This is a genomic window from Arenimonas aestuarii, from assembly GCF_054781715.1.
In genome coordinates this window covers 143,478-160,311 of the sequence record NZ_BAAGTW010000006.1, presented here as the reverse complement: position 1 = coordinate 160,311, position 16,834 = coordinate 143,478, and the positions used below count along the sequence as shown (strand labels likewise).

The 16,834-nt window shown below is 68.2% G+C and carries 13 protein-coding genes, 1 pseudogene and 1 riboswitch; of the genes and pseudogenes, 4 read left to right on the top strand and 10 right to left on the bottom strand.

The window, feature by feature from the left end; all coding sequences use genetic code 11:
• Positions 1-23: 23 nt before the first annotated feature.
• On the bottom strand, positions 24-569 hold the full coding sequence (locus ACYVJH_RS10355) for a pseudouridine synthase (RefSeq protein ID WP_460454568.1): 546 nt from the start codon (positions 567-569) through the stop codon (positions 24-26).
• Between the two features lie 67 nt (positions 570-636).
• Here ACYVJH_RS10355 and ACYVJH_RS10350 point away from each other — a divergent pair, with 67 nt between their 5' ends.
• Entirely contained in the window at positions 637-2,403 is a 1,767-nt protein-coding gene (locus ACYVJH_RS10350) for an ABC transporter ATP-binding protein (RefSeq protein ID WP_460454567.1), read from the top strand.
• Positions 2,404-2,454: 51 nt separating this feature from the next.
• Here ACYVJH_RS10350 and ACYVJH_RS10345 read toward each other — a convergent pair whose 3' ends face one another.
• Positions 2,455-3,384 carry a class I SAM-dependent methyltransferase gene (locus ACYVJH_RS10345; RefSeq protein ID WP_460454566.1) on the bottom strand — a complete coding sequence of 310 codons (930 nt, stop codon included), beginning with the start codon at positions 3,382-3,384 and terminating at the stop codon, positions 2,455-2,457.
• 186 nt (positions 3,385-3,570) lie between these two features.
• Between ACYVJH_RS10345 and katG the strand changes: the two genes are divergently transcribed.
• The gene (katG, locus tag ACYVJH_RS10340) at positions 3,571-5,784 is read left to right on the top strand and encodes a catalase/peroxidase HPI (protein ID WP_460454565.1); all 2,214 of its coding nucleotides are present in this window, start codon (positions 3,571-3,573) and stop codon (positions 5,782-5,784) included.
• A gap of 101 nt (positions 5,785-5,885) precedes the next feature.
• Here the strand turns inward: katG and ACYVJH_RS10335 are convergent, their stop codons facing one another.
• Positions 5,886-7,259, bottom strand: a complete 1,374-nt coding sequence (locus tag ACYVJH_RS10335) for a serine hydrolase domain-containing protein (protein ID WP_460454564.1) — start codon at positions 7,257-7,259, stop codon at positions 5,886-5,888.
• A 112-nt stretch (positions 7,260-7,371) separates the two neighbouring features.
• Positions 7,372-7,710: a DUF6249 domain-containing protein gene (locus tag ACYVJH_RS10330; RefSeq protein WP_460454563.1), complete on the bottom strand. Its 339-nt coding sequence runs from the start codon at positions 7,708-7,710 to the stop codon at positions 7,372-7,374.
• 128 nt (positions 7,711-7,838) lie between these two features.
• Here ACYVJH_RS10330 and ACYVJH_RS10325 point away from each other — a divergent pair, with 128 nt between their 5' ends.
• Positions 7,839-8,405, top strand: coding sequence for an RNA polymerase sigma factor (locus ACYVJH_RS10325; protein WP_460454562.1), 567 nt, complete (start codon positions 7,839-7,841; stop codon positions 8,403-8,405).
• The gene (locus ACYVJH_RS10320; RefSeq protein WP_460454561.1) at positions 8,395-8,814 is read left to right on the top strand and encodes a hypothetical protein; all 420 of its coding nucleotides are present in this window, start codon (positions 8,395-8,397) and stop codon (positions 8,812-8,814) included. Before ACYVJH_RS10325 ends, ACYVJH_RS10320 begins: the two co-directional genes overlap by 11 nt.
• On the opposite strand, the gene ACYVJH_RS10315 is transcribed toward ACYVJH_RS10320, so the two are convergent.
• The 6 genes and pseudogenes from ACYVJH_RS10315 to ACYVJH_RS10290 form a co-directional block, all read right to left on the bottom strand.
• On the bottom strand, positions 8,789-11,014 hold the full coding sequence (locus ACYVJH_RS10315) for an NADP-dependent isocitrate dehydrogenase (RefSeq protein ID WP_460454560.1): 2,226 nt from the start codon (positions 11,012-11,014) through the stop codon (positions 8,789-8,791). The two genes, ACYVJH_RS10320 and ACYVJH_RS10315, sit on opposite strands and share 26 nt — an antisense overlap.
• A gap of 231 nt (positions 11,015-11,245) precedes the next feature.
• Positions 11,246-11,584: pseudogene (locus tag ACYVJH_RS10310) on the bottom strand (YkgJ family cysteine cluster protein); the annotation flags it as partial.
• Between the two features lie 21 nt (positions 11,585-11,605).
• The gene (locus tag ACYVJH_RS10305; protein WP_460454559.1) at positions 11,606-12,100 is read right to left on the bottom strand and encodes a hypothetical protein; all 495 of its coding nucleotides are present in this window, start codon (positions 12,098-12,100) and stop codon (positions 11,606-11,608) included.
• Positions 12,101-12,125: 25 nt separating this feature from the next.
• A complete protein-coding gene (gene queF, locus ACYVJH_RS10300; protein ID WP_460454558.1) occupies positions 12,126-12,953 on the bottom strand; it encodes an NADPH-dependent 7-cyano-7-deazaguanine reductase QueF in 828 nt (275 codons plus the stop codon).
• A gap of 92 nt (positions 12,954-13,045) precedes the next feature.
• Positions 13,046-14,005, bottom strand: coding sequence for a ribonucleotide-diphosphate reductase subunit beta (locus tag ACYVJH_RS10295; RefSeq protein ID WP_460454865.1), 960 nt, complete (start codon positions 14,003-14,005; stop codon positions 13,046-13,048).
• Between the two features lie 44 nt (positions 14,006-14,049).
• Positions 14,050-16,437 carry a ribonucleoside-diphosphate reductase subunit alpha gene (locus ACYVJH_RS10290; protein ID WP_460454557.1) on the bottom strand — a complete coding sequence of 796 codons (2,388 nt, stop codon included), beginning with the start codon at positions 16,435-16,437 and terminating at the stop codon, positions 14,050-14,052.
• A gap of 168 nt (positions 16,438-16,605) precedes the next feature.
• Positions 16,606-16,815, bottom strand: a riboswitch (cobalamin riboswitch).
• Positions 16,816-16,834 lie beyond the last annotated feature (19 nt).

Sequence of the window (16,834 nt, the reverse complement as noted above, 5' to 3'; positions counted from 1 at the left end):
ATTTCACTCCCGCAGACGGGCGGCTACAAGGGTTCTTCGCGCCACAGGCCCGGACGCAGGCCTTCGAGCCGGTGCGGGCCGACGGCGATGCGCAGCAGGCGCAGCGTCGGCAGGCCAATGGCGGCGGTCATGCGCCGAACCTGGCGGTTGCGGCCCTCGGTGATGGTCAGCTCGATCCAGCTGTCGGCCACGGTCTTGCGCTGGCGCACCGGCGGGCTGCGCGGCCACAGCCAGTCGGGCGCGCCGACCAGCTTCTGGGCCTTGGCCGGGCGGGTAGTGCCGTCCTTGAGCTCGACGCCCTGGCGCAGCGCGGTGAGCTGTTCCTCGGTGGCATCGCCTTCGACCTGGGCCAGGTAGGTCTTGGGCCAGTGGAACTTGGGCGAGCTGATGCGGGCGATCAGCGGGCCGTCGTCCGAGAGCAGGAGCAGGCCTTCGGAGTCCTGGTCGAGCCGGCCGGCGGCGTAGACGCCTTCCGGCAGGTCGAAGCCCGCCAGCGTCGGTCGCGGCGGCACCGTCTTGTCCGTGAACTGGCTCAGTACACCGTAGGGCTTATTGAAGGCGATCAGCATCCGCCTATTCTACGCCGCATGGGAAAATGCTGCCGGGGCCAGGACCGGCCCCGCACAGGGAACCCCCATGACCCGCGAACACCCGCTGCGCCGGCTTGCCGGCTTCGCCCGCCCCCACCGCGGCACCGCCGTGGCCGCCGCGGTCTATTCGGTGCTCAACAAGTTCTTCGACGTGCTGCCCGAGCTGCTGATCGGCGTGGCCGTGGACGTGGTGGTGAACCAGCAGGACTCCTTCCTGGCCGGGCTGGGCGTGCCCGACCCCCTGCACCAGCTGTACCTGCTGGTGGCGCTGTCGATCGGGGTCTGGGTGCTCGAATCGCTGTTCGAATACCTGCTGGCGGTGAAGTGGCGCGGGCTGGCCCAGGAGCTGCAGCACGCCCTGCGCCAGGCCGCCTACGGCCACCTGCAGCGGCTGCCGCCGGCGGTGATCGAACGCGAGCGCAGCGGACGGCTGATGGCGCTGATGAACGAAGACGTCAACCAGATCGAACGTTTCCTCAACACCGGCGCCAACGACCTGATCCAGGTGGTGGTTTCCTCGCTGCTGGTCGGCGCCGTCTTCTTCGTGCTCACGGCCAGCCTGGCGGCGCTGGCGATGCTGCCGATCCCGCTGATCCTGATCGGCGCCTTCTGGTTCCAGCGGCGCCTGGCCCCGCGTTATGCCGCGGCGCGCGAAGCCGCGGCCACGGTATCGGCGCGGCTCAACAACAACCTGGCCGGCATGGCCACCATCCAGGCCTATACCGCCGAAGACTTCGAAGCCGAACACCTGCGACAGGCCTCGGACGGCTTCCGGGCGCGCAATGCCGACGCCATCCGTTTTTCGGCGGCGATCACGCCGGTCATCCGCATGGCGATCCTGGCCGGCTTCGTGGCCACGCTGCTTTACGGCGGCGTGCTGACCCTGCGTGGCGACCTCGGCGTGGGCAGCTATTCGGCCCTGGTCTACCTGACGCAGCGGCTTTTGTGGCCGCTGACGCGCCTGGCCGACATGGTCGACCTGTACCAGCGCGCCATGGCGTCGGTGAACCGGGTGATGGACCTGCTGGACATGCCGGTGCCGGTGCGCGGCACCGGCGACGTGCCGGCGGACGCCCGCGGAGACCTGCGCTTCGAAGACGTTGGTTTCGACTACGACGGGCGCATGGCGGTGCAGGCCATCAACCTGCACATCCCTGCCGGCGCCACCGTCGCCCTGGTCGGCGGCACCGGTGCCGGCAAGTCGACGCTGCTCAAGCTGCTGCTGCGTTTCCTGGACCCGAAGCAGGGTCGCCTGCTGCTCGATGGCAGCGACGTCGCGGATATCGCGCCGGCGTCGCTGCGCCGTGCCGTGGGTTACGTCGCCCAGGAACCCTTCCTGACCGACGGCACCGTCGCCGACAATATCGCCTACGGCGAACGCCAGCCCGACCGCGCCCGCGTGGAGGCGGCGGCGCGCGCCGCCGAGGCCCACGGTTTCATCGACGCACTGCCGCTGGGCTACGACAGCGAGGTCGGCGAACGCGGCGGCAACCTCAGCGGCGGCCAGCGCCAGCGTATCGCCCTGGCGCGCGCGCTCTACCGCGACCCGAAGGTCCTGGTGCTCGACGAAGCCACGTCGGCGGTGGACAACGAAACCGAAGCCGCGATCCAGCGTTCGCTGGCCCGCGCCGCGCGGGGTCGCACCACCCTGGTGGTGGCGCATCGGCTGAGCACCGTGCGCCATGCCGACGTGATCCACGTGATGGACGCCGGCCGCATCGTCGAATCGGGCAGCCATGACGACCTGCTGACCCGGGACGGCCCCTACGCCGCCCTCTGGCGCCTGCAGACCGGCGAGGCGGTGCAGGCCTGAAACGAAGAAGCCCTCCTTGCGGAGGGCTTCCGGAACAGCGTGGCCGGCGGCTTATTCGGCCGGGGCAGACTCGGGCTGGGGCTTCACGAAGCGCAGGGTCATGCGGTCGCTTTCACCGATGGCGGCGTACTTGGCGCCGTCGGCTTCTTCGTGGTTATTGCCCGGCGGCAGCGTCCAGACGCCGTTGGGGTGGTCCTTGGTGTCGGCCGGGTTGGCGTTGATCTCGCTCTTTTCCTCGAGAACGAAACCCGCCGCTTCGGCCAGCCCGATCACGTAGTCCTCGGGCAGGTAGCCGGAGGTCTTCACCTCGGCCAGGGTCTTGCCCGCCGCGGCGCGGTGTTCGACCACGCCCAGCACGCCGCCCGGCACCAGCACGTCGTAAAAGGACTGGAACATCTCGGCTTCGTTGCCGGCCATCACCCAGTTGTGCACGTTGCGGAAGGTCAGCACCACGTCGGCCGAGCCGGGCTCGCCGAACGCGGGCGCCTTCGGGTCGATCTCGACCAGGGTCGCATCGCCGTAAACGTCCGGGCGCGCCGCCAGCTTGTCGCGCAGCTTGGTGTTGGCTTCGGTGTAGTAGGTCTGGGCGCGTTCGTTGCCCGACTTCGCCGGGTCGTTGATCACGCCGATGTAGCTGCCCTTCTCGCCCGGCAGCGCGGCCAGGATTTCGGTGTACCAGCCGCCGCCCGGGGAGATCTCGACGATGGTCTGGCTGGGGCCGACGCCGAAGAAGGCCAGGGTTTCACGCGGGTGGCGCCAGGTGTCGCGGGCCATGTTGTCGGCGTCGCGCCAGTTACCGGCAAGGACGGCGTCCATCGGGTCGGTCTGGGCGTCGCGATCGGCGGTTTCGGCGTCGTCGGCGGCCATGGCTTCCGCGGCGGCTTCCGGCGCGGCGGCGGGCTCCTCGGAAGCCGGACTGCAGGCGGCCAGGCCCAGGGAAAGGGCGAAAGCGAGGGCAAGCGGGGTGCGAGTGGTTCGCATGGAGAGGCTCCGGGGCATGAAAACGAGCCCGGAGGCTATCACGCGGGCCTGTTAAGCCCCCGCAACGGCGAGGTGGGGCCACTTCGATAGTCAATCCCTATGACAGCCATTGGAAAAAAGAACTTCACCTATCGGAACGGGAGGGCCACTCTGTCCTGACCATCCGCGGATCCAGGAGAGAACGCCATGTCCAACGAAGCAAAATGCCCCTTCTCGGGCGGAAGCCGCAGCCAGGCCATCACCGGTGCCTGGACCAACGCGGACTGGTGGCCGAACCAGCTCAACCTCGGCATCCTCCACGGCCATTCGCCGCGGGCCAACCCGATGGGCGAGGACTACGACTACCGCGAAGAGTTCAAGAAGCTCGACCTCGACGCCGTCATCAAGGACCTGCACGCCCTGATGACCGATTCCCAGGACTGGTGGCCGGCCGACTACGGCCACTACGGTCCCTTCTTCATCCGCATGGCCTGGCATGCCGCCGGCACCTATCGCATCCAGGACGGACGCGGCGGTGGTGGCACCGGTGACCAGCGTTTCGCGCCGCTCAACAGCTGGCCCGACAACGGCAACCTCGACAAGGCGCGCCGCCTGCTGTGGCCGATCAAGCAGAAGTACGGCAAGCAGCTGTCCTGGGCCGACCTGTTCATCCTTACCGGCAACGTCGCGCTTGAATCGATGGGCTTCAAGACCTTCGGTTTCGGCGGCGGCCGCAGCGACATCTGGGAGCCGATGGCCGACGTGTTCTGGGGTCCGGAGCAGGAATGGCTGTCCACCAGCGACAAGGAAAACAGCCGCTACTCCGGCGAGCGCGACCTGGCCAATCCGCTGGCCGCGGTGCAGATGGGCCTGATCTACGTGAACCCGGAAGGCCCGGACGGCAATCCGGACCCACTGCTTTCGGCCCGCGACATCCGCGACACCTTCGCGCGCATGGCCATGAACGACTACGAGACCGTCGCCCTGACCGCCGGCGGCCACACCTTCGGCAAGGCGCACGGCGCCGGGGACGCGTCGCTGGTGCAGGTCGAACCCGAAGGCGCCGACATCGAGAACCAGGGCTTCGGCTGGATCAATGGCTACGAGTCGGGCATGGCCGGCCACACCACCACCAGTGGCCTGGAAGGCGCGTGGACGCCGACCCCGACCAAGTGGGACATGAGCTACTTCGACGTGCTGTTCAAGTACGACTGGGAGCTGACCAAGAGCCCCGCCGGCGCGCAGCAGTGGCAGGCAAAAGGCCTGAAGGAAGAAGACATGGCCCCGGCCGCGCACGATCCGGGCCGCAAGGAAAAGCTGATGATGAGCACGGCCGACATGGCCATGCGCATGGACCCGGCCTACGAAAAGATCTCGCGCCACTTCAAGGACAACCCGGACGAATTCGCCGACGCCTTCGCGCGGGCCTGGTTCAAGCTGACCCACCGCGACATGGGACCGCGCAATCGCTACCTGGGCAAGTACGTGCCCAAGGAAGTGCTGATCTGGCAGGACCCGGTGCCCGATGTCGACCATCCGCTGGTCGATGACAAGGACGTGGCCGCGCTGAAGAAGAAGGTGCTCGATTCGGGCCTGACCACCCAGCAGCTGGTCTACACCGCCTGGTCCTCGGCCTCGACCTACCGCGGCAGCGACAAGCGCGGCGGCGCCAACGGCGCCCGCATCCGCCTTGCGCCGCAGAAGGACTGGGAGGTGAACCAGCCCGAGCAGCTGGCCAAGGTGCTGTCCACGCTCGAGGGCATCCAGAAGGACTTCAACGCCTCCGCCAGCGGCGGCAAGAAGATCTCGATGGCCGACCTGATCGTGCTGGCCGGCAATGCGGCGATCGAATCAGCGGCGAAGAAGGGCGGCTTCGACGTCACCGTGCCCTTCCATGCGGGCCGCACCGACGCCACCGACGAGATGACCGACGCCGAGTCGTTCGCGCCGCTCGAGCCCAAGGTGGACGGTTTCCGCAACTACGTCGCCAAGGGGTTCGAAGGCTCCGAGGCCGAAATGCTGGTCGACAGCGCCGCGCTGCTGCGGCTGAGCGCCCCGGAGATGACGGTGCTGGTCGGAGGCCTGCGTTCCCTGGGCGCCAACTACAAGGGCAGCAAGCACGGCGTGTTCACCAGGAACCCGGGCACGCTGAGCAGCGATTTCTTCACCAACCTGCTCGACATGCGCACCAAGTGGAAGCGCTCGGAAGGCAACCGCGACATCCTCGAGGGCCGCGACCGCAAGACCGGCGACCTCAAGTGGACCGGCACGGTGTCCGACCTGGTGTTCGGCTCGAATGCGCAGCTGCGCGCCCTGGCCGAGGTGTATGCGGCCAGCGATGCCGGCCGGAAGTTCGTGGACGACTTCGTCGCCGCCTGGACCAAGGTCATGGAGGCCGACCGCTTCGACCTGCACGGCTGAGGTCCTGCCCGCCCAAGGAAAACCACCCGGTTGCGAAGCCGGGTGGTTTTTTATCGGCCGGGTAAACCCGCCGCGAGAATTCCTTCTGCCAAACGGCAGCTTCAGTCCGTGGCGGCGGCGATGGCGCCGAGCCAGGTGCGGGCCTGGTGGGGCGACATGGCTTCGATGCGGCGGGGCTGGCCCGCGTGGTCTTCCACCAGCATCGCCAGCAGCGGCTGCACCTGTTCGGGCGTCACCCTGCCATCGATCATCGCGAAGGCCAGGGCGTCGATGGCGTCGCGGGCGGCGGCTTCCTGCGTGGCATCGAGCGCCAGCGGCTCGAGAAGCGACGTGTGCGCGGCATGCAGCAGCTTGGCGGTAAACGACGGCTGGCCGGCGAGGAACTGCATCATCGGACCCAGCTGTTCGCGGGGCACGCTGCCGATGTAGTTCCAGATCTGCCGGTCCATGCGCGCCAGCCAGTCGTCGCCATCGGCCAGCAGCGTTTTCACCAGCGGGCGCACCAGCAGTTCGCCGTGCTGGCCCTTGCCCAGCATCACCAGGCCCTCGCGACGATCCGGCAACGCCAGCGCGAAGTTGTACAGGCCGGCCTCGCGGCCATCATGCCAGAGCATGGTTTCATCGCCACCGGGCAGCAGTTTCCAGCCGAGGCCGAACTGCTCCGCCGGGTCCGGGTGACGGGCCTGCGACACCTGCATCTGCGCGAAGAGCGTCGCGTCCATGCCGGCGCCGCGCGACACCCAGGCGATGAACCGACCGTAGTCATCGATGGTCCCGAAGCTGTTCGCGGCGGCATTGGGGGTTCGTTCGCTCACGGACTCAAGGCCCGTTCCGGCATCACCGGGCACGAACCGCGCGCCCAGGCTGTCCTGCCAGCCGAAATGGGTGTCGGTCATGCCGGCCGGCGCCAGCACCGACGCCTCCATCAGCGCCGCCATCGACCGGCCCGTCCTCTTTTCCAGGGCGCGACGCAGGTATTCGAAGCCTTCGCCGGAATATTCGTGCCGGCTGCCGGGATCGAAGATAAAGGCAAGATCGCCGCGGCCGCGCCAGTTCGGAAGACCGGTCTGGTGGCTCAGCGCCAGGCGAGGTGTCAGCTGGCGGTGACGCGGATCGTCGGCCAGGTCCGGATCCACCCAGTCCTGCCACAGCGGTGTGTCCAGGGTGATTTCACCCGTCTCGACCTGGTGCAGCACCATCAGGGCAAAGGCGGGTTTGGTCAGGGACGCCTGGTTGAACAAGGGCGAATCACCGGCCGCGGCCAGGGTGTCGGCGTCGCCGAGCAGCCGGGTCCAGCGGACCTGGCCGTCGCGGATGTAGGCCACGGCGATCAGCGGCACATGGGCCTCGCGGCGGGCAGGCTCGAGCCGCGCTTCAAGCGCGGCGGCCTGGGGAAGCGCGGGTGACGTGGCTAGACTGCTGCATGCCGCCAAGCCGAGGGTAAGCAGGGCCGTGCCGAGGATGAGTGGTTTCATGGGTGTCTCCTTGGGGATGTCGGTGCGCCTCCCTCTGCGGGAGACAGGCAAGCCGGGGTCGTGGCGGGCGCCGCGGGGCGCCCACCGGAGGGGGAAGCGGGGAAGGTGGGAACTAGTCGCGCGGCGCCGGACGGCGCAGGGCGTGGTAGGCCAACATGCCGAGTCCGGCGAAGCCGATCAGCAGGCCGAAGGCGGTGGGGTCTTCGACGCTCAGGTCGAAAGCATCGATCAGGCAAAGGGCGCCGCCCATCGCGGTCAGCACCAGGCCCCACTTGAGCGAGGACTGCCGCCGGGCTTCCTCGTCGGCCTTCACCAGCGCGGAGACCATGTCTTCGCCGGCGTGGGTTTCGGCAAGGCGACGACGCAGCCGGGCATCGACCACCATGCGGATGACGGCGACGATGCAAAGCGCCAGGAAAAACGGCAGCAAGATGGCGAGGATGTCGAACATGGGGCGGGTCCCTTGGCGACCGGATTCCGGATTCGGAGCGATGGAGTCCACCAGGGCGGCCGCGGTTGCAGTGCCGGCCGCCTGAATCCGGCTGCAACCGCGGCCGCCCTTGTGGCGTCCGTCCCTGGATGATGCAGGATCAGGCCCTGGTCTCGGCGGTGCTGGCGCGCGCGCCCGGGGCCTTTGAAGAACTCGTGCGCCGCCACGAGAAGCTGGTCTGGCACCTGGTCTTCCGGGTGGTGGGGCACCCGGAAGACACCCGCGAGCTTTGCCAGGAGGTCTACCTGCGCGTGTTCCAGCGCCTGCACCAGTTCCGCTTCGAGTCGAGCCTGGCAACGTGGATCGGCCGGGTGGCCTACGGCGTTGCCTGCCGGCACCTGCGCCGCAAGCAGCTGCCGCTGGTGCATGCCGGCGACGAGGACGAGGATCCGGTGGCGCGCGTGGCAGACGATTTCGACCTGCAGGCGAGCCATGCGCAGCGCGATGAAATCGGCCACCTGTCCCGGGCGATCGAAGGCCTGTCGCCCCTGCAGCGCACCGTCGTCACGCTCTACCACCTCGACGAATTGCCCATCGCCGACATCGCTGCCATCACTGGCATGGCCGAAGGCACGGTCAAAAGCCATTTGTTCCGGGCGCGGCTAAAGCTCCGGCAACAGCTCCAGGACCCCAGGGAGGTCAGCCATGCACAGTGATCCGAACCGGCTGGAAGTGCGCCTGCAGCAAGCGGCGGAACAGGAAGGCGATACGCCGGGCCTGCCGCCGGACGCGGTGCAGGCTTACCGGCGCGTCTACCGGGCGGTACGCGAGGCGCCGATGCCCGCGGCTCCCGAGGGGTTTGCGGCTCGTCTTGAAGCACTCACCCGCGACTACGACGAGCAGGCGGGCCTGGAAACCGGCTTCGTGCGCGCCGCGGCGCTGCTGGCGCCGGTGGTGCTTGGCGTCGCCGCCGCGCCGATGGCTGCCTTGCTGCCGTCGGCGCTGGTCGAGCGCCTGGGTCCGCTTCCCTGGACCCTGGTCGCGGCCATCGCCACCGCCGGGGCGGTGGCCTGGGCCATCGACCGGCTGTGCCTGCCGCTTACAGCGAAGCAAGCGCCGCGTTGAAGGTGGCGCTGGGCCGCATCGCCTCGCTGGCCTTGGCAAGGTCCGGGCGGTAATAGCCGCCGATGTCCACCGGCTTGCCCTGGACCGCCAGCAGCTCGGCCAGGATCGTCGCCTCCTCGTCCAGCAGGCGCTTGGCCAGCGGCGCGAACTTCGCCTTCAGCGCGGCGTCCTCGTCCTGGTCGGCCAGGGCCTTGGCCCAGTACTGCGCCAGGTAGAAGTGGGTGCCACGGTTGTCGAGCTGGCCGACCTTGCGGGCCGGCGAGCGGTTTTCGTCCAGGATGCGGGCGTTGGCTTCGTCCAGGGTCTTGGCCAGCACGGGCGCCTGCGAATTGAGCCAGCGTTCGCTGACGTGGTCGAGCGAGGCGGCCAGGGCCAGGAATTCACCGAGCGAATCCCAGCGCAGGTAGTTCTCGGCGGTGAACTGCTGCACGTGCTTGGGCGCCGAACCGCCGGCGCCGGTCTCGAACAGTCCGCCGCCGGCCATCAGCGGCACGATCGACAGCATCTTGGCGCTGGTGCCCAGCTCCATGATCGGGAACAGGTCGGTCAGGTAGTCGCGCAGCACGTTGCCGGTGACCGAAATGGTGTCCTTGCCGGCGCGGATGCGCTCGAGGGAGATCTTCATTGCATCGACCGGCGCGAGGATCCGGATGTCCAGGCCATCGGTGTCGTAGTCCTGCAGGTAGCCTTCGACGCGGGTGATCAGCTGGGCGTCGTGGGCGCGGTGCTTGTCAAGCCAGAAGATCGCCGGCGTGTCGCTCAGGCGGGCGCGGTCGACGGCCAGCTTCACCCAGTCGCGCACCGGCGCGTCCTTGGTCTGGCACATGCGCCAGATGTCGCCGGCCATCACCGGGTGTTCGAAGATCGTGCGGCCAGCCTCGTCGCTGACGCGCACGATGCCGTCGCCGGGGATCTGGAAGGTCTTGTCGTGCGAGCCGTATTCCTCGGCCTTCTGCGCCATCAGGCCGACGTTGGGCACGCTGCCCATGGTGGCCGGGTCGAAGGCGCCGTTGGCCTTGCAGTCCTCGATCACCGCCTGGTAGATGCCGGCGTAGCAGCGGTCGGGGATGACGGCCTTGGTGTCCTGCAATTCGCCTTGCGCGTTCCACATGCAGCCCGAGTCGCGGATCATCGCCGGCATCGAGGCGTCCACGATGACGTCGCTGGGCACGTGCAGGTTGGTGATGCCCTTGTCGGAGTTGACCATGGCCAGGCCCGGGCGCGCGGCGTACAGCGCTTCGAGCTCGGCCTTGATCGCCGCCTGGGTGGCCTCGGGCAGGCTGCCCAGGCGGGCATAAAGGTCGCCGATGCCGTTGTTGCGATCAAAGCCGGCCGCGGCCAGGGCCTCGGCGTGGCGGTCGAGCACGTCCTTGTAGAACTCGCCGACGGCGATGCCGAACATGATCGGGTCGGAGACCTTCATCATGGTGGCCTTGAGGTGCAGCGAGAACAGCACGCCCTTGGCACGCGCGTCGGTGATCTGCTCGGCGATGAAGGCCGCCAGGCGCTGTCGGTTCATCACCGAGGCATCGACGATTTCGCCGAACTGCACCGGCACGCTTTCCTTGAGCACGGTCGTGACGCCATCGGTGCGCAGCAGTTCGATCTTCAGGCTGCCGGCTTCGCCGATGAGCGCCGACTTTTCGCTGCCGTAGAAATCACCGCCGTCCATGTGCGCCACGTGCGACTTCGAGCTTGCGCTCCACTTGCCCATGCGGTGCGGGTGCTTGCGGGCGAAGGCCTTCACCGACTTCGGTGCACGGCGGTCGGAGTTGCCCTCGCGCAGCACCGGGTTCACGGCGCTGCCCTTGGTGCGGTCGTAGCGGGCCTTGATGTCCTTCTCGGCATCCGTCTTGGGTTCGTCCGGGTAATCGGGCAGGGCGTAGCCCTGGGACTGCAGTTCGGTGATGGCGGCCTTGAGCTGCGGCACCGAGGCGCTGATGTTGGGCAGCTTGATGATGTTGGCTTCGGGTTTGGTGGCCAGTTCACCCAGTTCGGCCAGGTGGTCGCCGATGCGCTGGTCTTCGCGAAGGCGGTCGGGGAACTGCGCCAGGATGCGGCCCGACAGCGAGATATCGCGCGTTTCGACGGTGATGCCGGCGGCGCCCGCGAAGGCCTGCACGACCGGCAGCAGCGACTGGGTCGCCAGGAACGGGGCTTCGTCGGTCAGCGTGTAGATGATCTTGGGCGAATCGGACATGGTGGTTTGATCCCGTGAAGTCAGCCCCGCATTGTCGCGGTTACGCGGGGCCGGGGAAAGCGCGGCGCCCCTACGGGGGTGTACGCGAGCGGGTCAGGACAGGGGTGAGCCCGCGTCCGGCGACGGCGGCGGTTCAGCCCCGTAACCCGGCGGCAGGTCGTCCACTTCGTGCAGGGCCGCCGCTGCCAGCGGCACCTGGTCGACCCCGGGCAGCAGCACCGGCTGCATGGCCCAGTCTTCGGGCGTCAGCAGCTTCAGTCCATGGGCCGCGCGGGCTTTGTCGCACTGGGGGCTGTGCCGGCCGAATTCCCAGGAAGGCTCCACCTCGCGGCACGCCGAGGGCCGCTGCGGGTAGATGCCGCAGTGGCCGTCCACGCCGATCGTGCCGCGCAGGCCCGCGCAGCGCGGATGGCTGCCTTCGGTGCCGCGCATGGCCAGCTCGTGCCGGCGCAGCGGCATCACCAGCTCGGGCGGCGGGCCGTCGGGGTTGTCAGGTTGGGCTTCCGACCAGTGGAAAGACACGCGGAAGGTGGCGCAGCAGGCGCCGCAGCGCAGGCAGGGATGGCTCATGGGCCACGAAGGCTCGAAGGATTATTCGATGGTGAAGCTGCGGGTCTCGATAACGCGGTCGTTGATCGCGATCTCCACCCGGTAGGTGCCCGTCGGCCACGGTTCGGGCTGGGTGATGCTGAAGGTGGTGACGGTCGGGGCTTCGGGCACCATGCTTTGCCCGGCCTTGGCGACCTGGGTGCCATCCTCGAGCAGCCAGCGGGCCGACAGCGTCAGGCCAGGGCTGCTGCCCACGCCGACGACGGCGGCATGGATGGTGTCCACCGTGGTGAAGACGTCCTGCGGGCGGGGCACGCGACCTTCCTCGTCCAGCTCGGTGCCCAGCTCGACGGCGACCACGCGGAAATCACCGCCCGGCATGGGCGCTTCTTCGGGCAGGGCGGCGTCGGCGTCGGCACCTGCCGCACCTTGCTCCGCGGCGGCGGACGCGTCCGCGGGCGCGGCGTCTTGCTCGCCGCCGCAGGCGAGCAGCAGCAGGGACAGCGACAGGGCAAGGCTCGTCAGGATCGGGCGCATGGGCGGCTCGGGTCGGCGGCGGTGGTTACTGGCGGTTGGTGCGCGGGTTGCCCGGCAGGGGCAGGCCCGGGGTGGCCCGGAAGGGGTTGATATCCAGGCCGCCACGGCGCGTGTAACGAGCGTACACCGCCAGGCGGGTAGGCGCGCAATGCTGCATGAGGTCAATGAAGATGCGCTCGACGCAGCTTTCGTGGAAGTCGCTGTGCTGGCGGTAGGACACCAGATAGCGCAGCAGGCCGTCGCGGGCGATGCGCGGGCCGGCATAGCGGATCTGCACGCTGGCCCAGTCCGGCTGGCCGGTGACCGGGCAATTGGACTTGAGCAGGTGGGAAACCAGGATTTCGTCGGCCCGGGTTTCGGCATCGGACGACAGGAAGTCCGGGCGCGGCGGGCCGTAATGGCTGATCTCGATGGGCAGGTCGTCGATGAGGTCGCCTTCGAGGTTCTCGATGAGCGCCACGTTGTTGGAACCGGCCGGCGTCAACACCACGCTGACCGGCGCACCGGCGCCGGCCGACAGGTCGGACACCAGCTGGGCGCGCAGGGCGTCGGTGTCGGCGAAACGCGCCATGGCGTAGCTGCCCAGGTACAGCTTGAGGCTCTTGGATTCGATGATGTTCGGCGACGTCGCCGGCACGCGCAGTTCGGCCAGGGCCACGCGCGGCTTGCCGCGCCCGTCCAGCCAGCTCAGCTCGTAGGCATTCCAGAAATCGACGCCGCCGAAGGGCAGGTCGTCGCCCAGGCCCAGCGCGGCCCGCGACTGGGCGCGGGCGATCGGGAACAGCAGGGAAGGATCGTAGTCGCCGCCGTATTCGACGGCTTTGCCCAGGGGGCTCAGTTCAGGTGACGTCATGGGTCGCATTGTCTCACGCAAGAACGCATTGAGCGTATACAACGCGAGCCGGGGCGACCGGCGGCCGTGACGATCCGGCCGCCGGTTCAGGTTCAAAACGACGCATCAAACGCCACCTCGCCCTGCACGCCCACCTGGTAGGCGGACACACGGCGTTCGAAGAAGTTCGTCAACTCCTGGACGTCCTGCAGGTCCATGAACGGAAACGGATTGCGGGCACCGAAGTGCTTGGGCAGGCCCAGCTGCGCCAGCCTCTGGTCGGCGCAGTACTCCAGGTACTGGCGCATGTCCCGCGGCGACAGGCCGGCAACCCCGCCGGATAACACGTCCTCGGAAAACGCACACTCGCAGTCCACGGCCTCGGTCAGCATCTGCACGATCCGGGCCTTGAGCTCGTCGTCGAACAGGTCCGGCTCTTCTTCACGCACCGTGCGGATGACCTCGAAGGCAAAGGCCATGTGCCCGCTTTCATCGCGGAACACCCAGTTCGTGCCACCCGCCAGGCCGTGCAGCAGGCCGCGCGAACGCAGGTAGTACACGTAGGCGAAGGCACCGAAGAAGAACAGGCCCTCGATGCAGGCCGCGAAGCAGACCAGGTTGAGCAGGAACTGCCGGCGTTGGGCCTTTGTCTCCAGGCGCTGCAGGTCCTGCACGCTGTCCATCCAGCGGAAGCAGAACTCGGCCTTCTTGCGGATGGAAGGAATGTTCTCGACCGCGGCGAACGCGCGCGCCCGGGCGTCCGGATCCGGCAGGTAGGTGTCGAGCAGGGTCAGGTAGAACTGCACGTGCAGCGCCTCCTCGTACAGCTGGCGCGAAAGGAACATGCGCGCCTCGGGCGCATTGATGTGCTGGTAGAGGTTGAGCACCAGGTTGTTGGAGACGATCGAGTCGCCGGTGGCGAAAAACGCCACCAGGCGCTCGATCAGGTGCCGTTCGGCGGGCCCGAGCTTGTTCTTGAGGTCGTTGGTGTCGAGCGAGAAGTCGACCTCCTCCACCGTCCAGGTGTTGCGGATCGCGTCGCGGTACATCTCGTAGAACTTCGGGTAACGCATGGGCCGGAGCGTCAGGTCGAAGCCGGGGTCGAGCAGGCGGGCGGTCACTGGCAGGCCTCGCAGGATTCCGGGTTCTCGAGCGAACACATCACCGCGGCGGACGCCGAGGGCGCGTCCACGGTGGCCTTGGCGATACGCGTGGCAGGTCGCGAGCGCAGGTAGTAGGTGGTCTTGATGCCCTGCTTCCAGGCGTGCATGTACATCGAGGAAAGCGCGCCGATGTTCGGGCTCTCCATGAACAGGTTCAGCGACTGGCTCTGGTCGATGAAGGCGCCGCGTTCGGCCGCCATGTCGATCAGCGAACGCATGGGGATTTCCCAGACCGTGCGATACACCGCACGCAGTTCGGGCGGGATCTCGGCGATGCCCTGCACCGAGCCTTCGGCCAGCTTGATGCGGTCGCGAAGCTCCGGCGTCCACAGGCCCAGCTGCTTGAGCTCGGTGACCAGGTGCTTGTTCACCTGCAGGAAGTCGCCCGACAGGGTTTCACGCTTGAACAGGTTGCTCACCTGCGGCTCGATGCACTCGTAGCAGCCGGCAATGGAGGCGATGGTGGCGGTGGGCGCGATCGCCACCAGCAGCGAATTGCGCAGGCCATGTTCACGGATGCGCTCGCGCAGGGCGTCCCAGCGCGATGCGTCGGAGGGGGTCACGCCCCAGGCGTCGAACTGCAGTTCACCGCTCGCCGCACGGGTGTCCTCGAAGTTCGGGTGGCGGCCACGCTCCTGTGCCAGCTCGCAGCTGGCGTCGAGCGCGTGGAAATAGATGTCCTCGGCGATGCGCGCCGAAAGCGCGCGGGCCTGGGCGCTGTCGAAGGGCAAGCGCAGCCGGAAGAACACGTCCTGCAGCCCCATGCAGCCCAGGCCCACCGGCCGCCAGCGCAGGTTCCCGCGACGGGCGGCTTCGATCGGATAAAAATTCAGGTCGATCACGCGGTCGAGCTGCCGCACCGCCAGGCGCACGGTATCGGCCAGCTTCTCGAAATCGAAACCGTGCTCGCCCAGGTGCTGGCCCAGGTTGATCGAACCAAGGTTGCAGACCGCGGTTTCCTCGGCGTTGGTGACCTCCAGGATCTCGGTGCACAGGTTCGACAGGTGGATGACGTTGCCCGCTTTCGCGGTCTGGTTGCTGGCCCGGTTGCACTTGTCCTTGAAGGTCATCCAGCCGTTGCCGGTCTGGGCCAGGGTGCGCATCATCTTCGCGTACAGCTCGCGGGCCTTGATCGTGCGTACGGCCAGGCCGGAACGCTCGGCCTGCTCGTAGGCGGCGTCGAAGGCCTCGCCGAAGAGGTCGACCAGCGCCGGCACGGCCTTGGGATCGAACAGCGACCAGGGCCCGTCGGCCTCGACGCGGCGCATGAACAGGTCGGGGATCCAGTTCGCCAGGTTGAGGTTGTGCGTGCGCCGGGCGTCGTCGCCGGTGTTGTCGCGCAGCTCCAGGAACTCCTCGACATCGGCGTGCCAGGGTTCGAGGTAGACGCAGGCCGCGCCCTTGCGGCGGCCGCCCTGGTTCACCGCCGCCACCGACGAGTCGAGCGTCTTGAGCCAGGGCACGATGCCGTTGCTGTGGCCATTGGTGCTGCGGATGAGCGAACCGCGCGAACGCACGCGGCTGTAGGACAGGCCGATGCCACCGCTGAACTTGCTCAGCATCGCCACGTCGCTGTATCGCCGGTAGATGGCATCGAGCGTGTCGTCGGGCGAATCGAGCAGGAAACAACTCGAAAGTTGCTCATGCGTGGTGCCGGCGTTGAACAGTGTCGGCGAGCTCGGCAGGTAGTCCAGGTGGGCCATGCGCTGGTACAGCGCCAGTGCCTCGGGCACGTCCTGGCTCAGCGCGCAGGCGATGCGCAGGAAAAACTGCTGCGGGGTTTCGATGACCGTGCGCGCGGTCGGGTGGCGCAGCAGGTAACGGTCGTAGAGCGTGCGCAGGCCGAAGTAGTCGAAGCGCCGGTCCAGCGAAGCGTCCAACGCGTCGTTGAGCTTGCGGGCATTGGCCTGCACGAACGCCAGCAGCCGCGCATTGACCAGGCCCAGTTCGTGGCCGCGCGCCACCGACTGCGAGAAGGCGTGGATTTCCTGCCCGGTGACTTCCTTGGTGATGCATTCGGCCAGCAGGCGGGCGGCGAGGCGGCCGTACTCGGGCTCTTCGGCGGTGAGCAGGGCGGCGGTGCGGATGGAGAGTTCGTCGAGTTCGCGGGTGCTGGCGCCGTCGTACAGGCCCGAGATGGTGCGTGTGGCCACGCGCATGGGATCGACGGCATACAGGTCGTCGCACTGGCGCATGACCGCGCGCACGATCTTGTTCAGGTCCACCGGCTCGCGCCGGCCGTTGCGCTTGGTGACGGTCATGCCCAGCGCGGCGGCGGGCGGGGTGAGGGCGAACTGCGGCGCGTCGGCGTCGGCGGGGGCGTCGAGGATCTCGTGGTTCATGGTGGTCTCCGGTGCATGGCGCACGGCCGCCGCCCTTCCCTCGGAGGACGACGCGGGCGTTCAAGGCACCGGGAGGATGGAATACGGGTGTCGCAGGGACCGAGACGCGCCGCCACGACACCGGCGCCGTCTCCCCCCGGAGACCTCTGGGCCGGTCACCGCGCGTCGTGCTTCGCGCGGCTGTCGGCAGGTCTTCGGACTCGTGGACGCGAGGCGGGCGCCTCTCCTACTGGCCGTCGCTTCCCGGGACCCGAGGTCCCAGTGCTTGATGACGGCGGTCGTTTCCACATACCGCTGCGGGGCAGTGCCGGAGTCACACCGGCTTCCCTATTAACCCAAGCGCTTGTGGCACCCGGGACCGACGGCCACAAGATAGTGTGGCCGGGGTCGCTGGTCA

What these genes read in the sequence shown, in the direction of transcription:
- ACYVJH_RS10355 (WP_460454568.1), bottom strand. Translation starts at nt 569, where the DNA reads ATGCTGATCGCCTTCAATAAGCCCTACGGTGTACTGAGCCAGTTCACG.
- ACYVJH_RS10350 (WP_460454567.1), top strand. Translation starts at nt 637, where the DNA reads ATGACCCGCGAACACCCGCTGCGCCGGCTTGCCGGCTTCGCCCGCCCC.
- ACYVJH_RS10345 (WP_460454566.1), bottom strand. Translation starts at nt 3,384, where the DNA reads ATGCGAACCACTCGCACCCCGCTTGCCCTCGCTTTCGCCCTTTCCCTG.
- katG (WP_460454565.1), top strand. Translation starts at nt 3,571, where the DNA reads ATGTCCAACGAAGCAAAATGCCCCTTCTCGGGCGGAAGCCGCAGCCAG.
- ACYVJH_RS10335 (WP_460454564.1), bottom strand. Translation starts at nt 7,259, where the DNA reads ATGAAACCACTCATCCTCGGCACGGCCCTGCTTACCCTCGGCTTGGCG.
- ACYVJH_RS10330 (WP_460454563.1), bottom strand. Translation starts at nt 7,710, where the DNA reads ATGTTCGACATCCTCGCCATCTTGCTGCCGTTTTTCCTGGCGCTTTGC.
- ACYVJH_RS10325 (WP_460454562.1), top strand. Translation starts at nt 7,839, where the DNA reads ATGATGCAGGATCAGGCCCTGGTCTCGGCGGTGCTGGCGCGCGCGCCC.
- ACYVJH_RS10320 (WP_460454561.1), top strand. Translation starts at nt 8,395, where the DNA reads ATGCACAGTGATCCGAACCGGCTGGAAGTGCGCCTGCAGCAAGCGGCG.
- ACYVJH_RS10315 (WP_460454560.1), bottom strand. Translation starts at nt 11,014, where the DNA reads ATGTCCGATTCGCCCAAGATCATCTACACGCTGACCGACGAAGCCCCG.
- ACYVJH_RS10305 (WP_460454559.1), bottom strand. Translation starts at nt 12,100, where the DNA reads ATGCGCCCGATCCTGACGAGCCTTGCCCTGTCGCTGTCCCTGCTGCTG.
- queF (WP_460454558.1), bottom strand. Translation starts at nt 12,953, where the DNA reads ATGACGTCACCTGAACTGAGCCCCCTGGGCAAAGCCGTCGAATACGGC.
- ACYVJH_RS10295 (WP_460454865.1), bottom strand. Translation starts at nt 14,005, where the DNA reads ATGCGTTACCCGAAGTTCTACGAGATGTACCGCGACGCGATCCGCAAC.
- ACYVJH_RS10290 (WP_460454557.1), bottom strand. Translation starts at nt 16,437, where the DNA reads ATGAACCACGAGATCCTCGACGCCCCCGCCGACGCCGACGCGCCGCAG.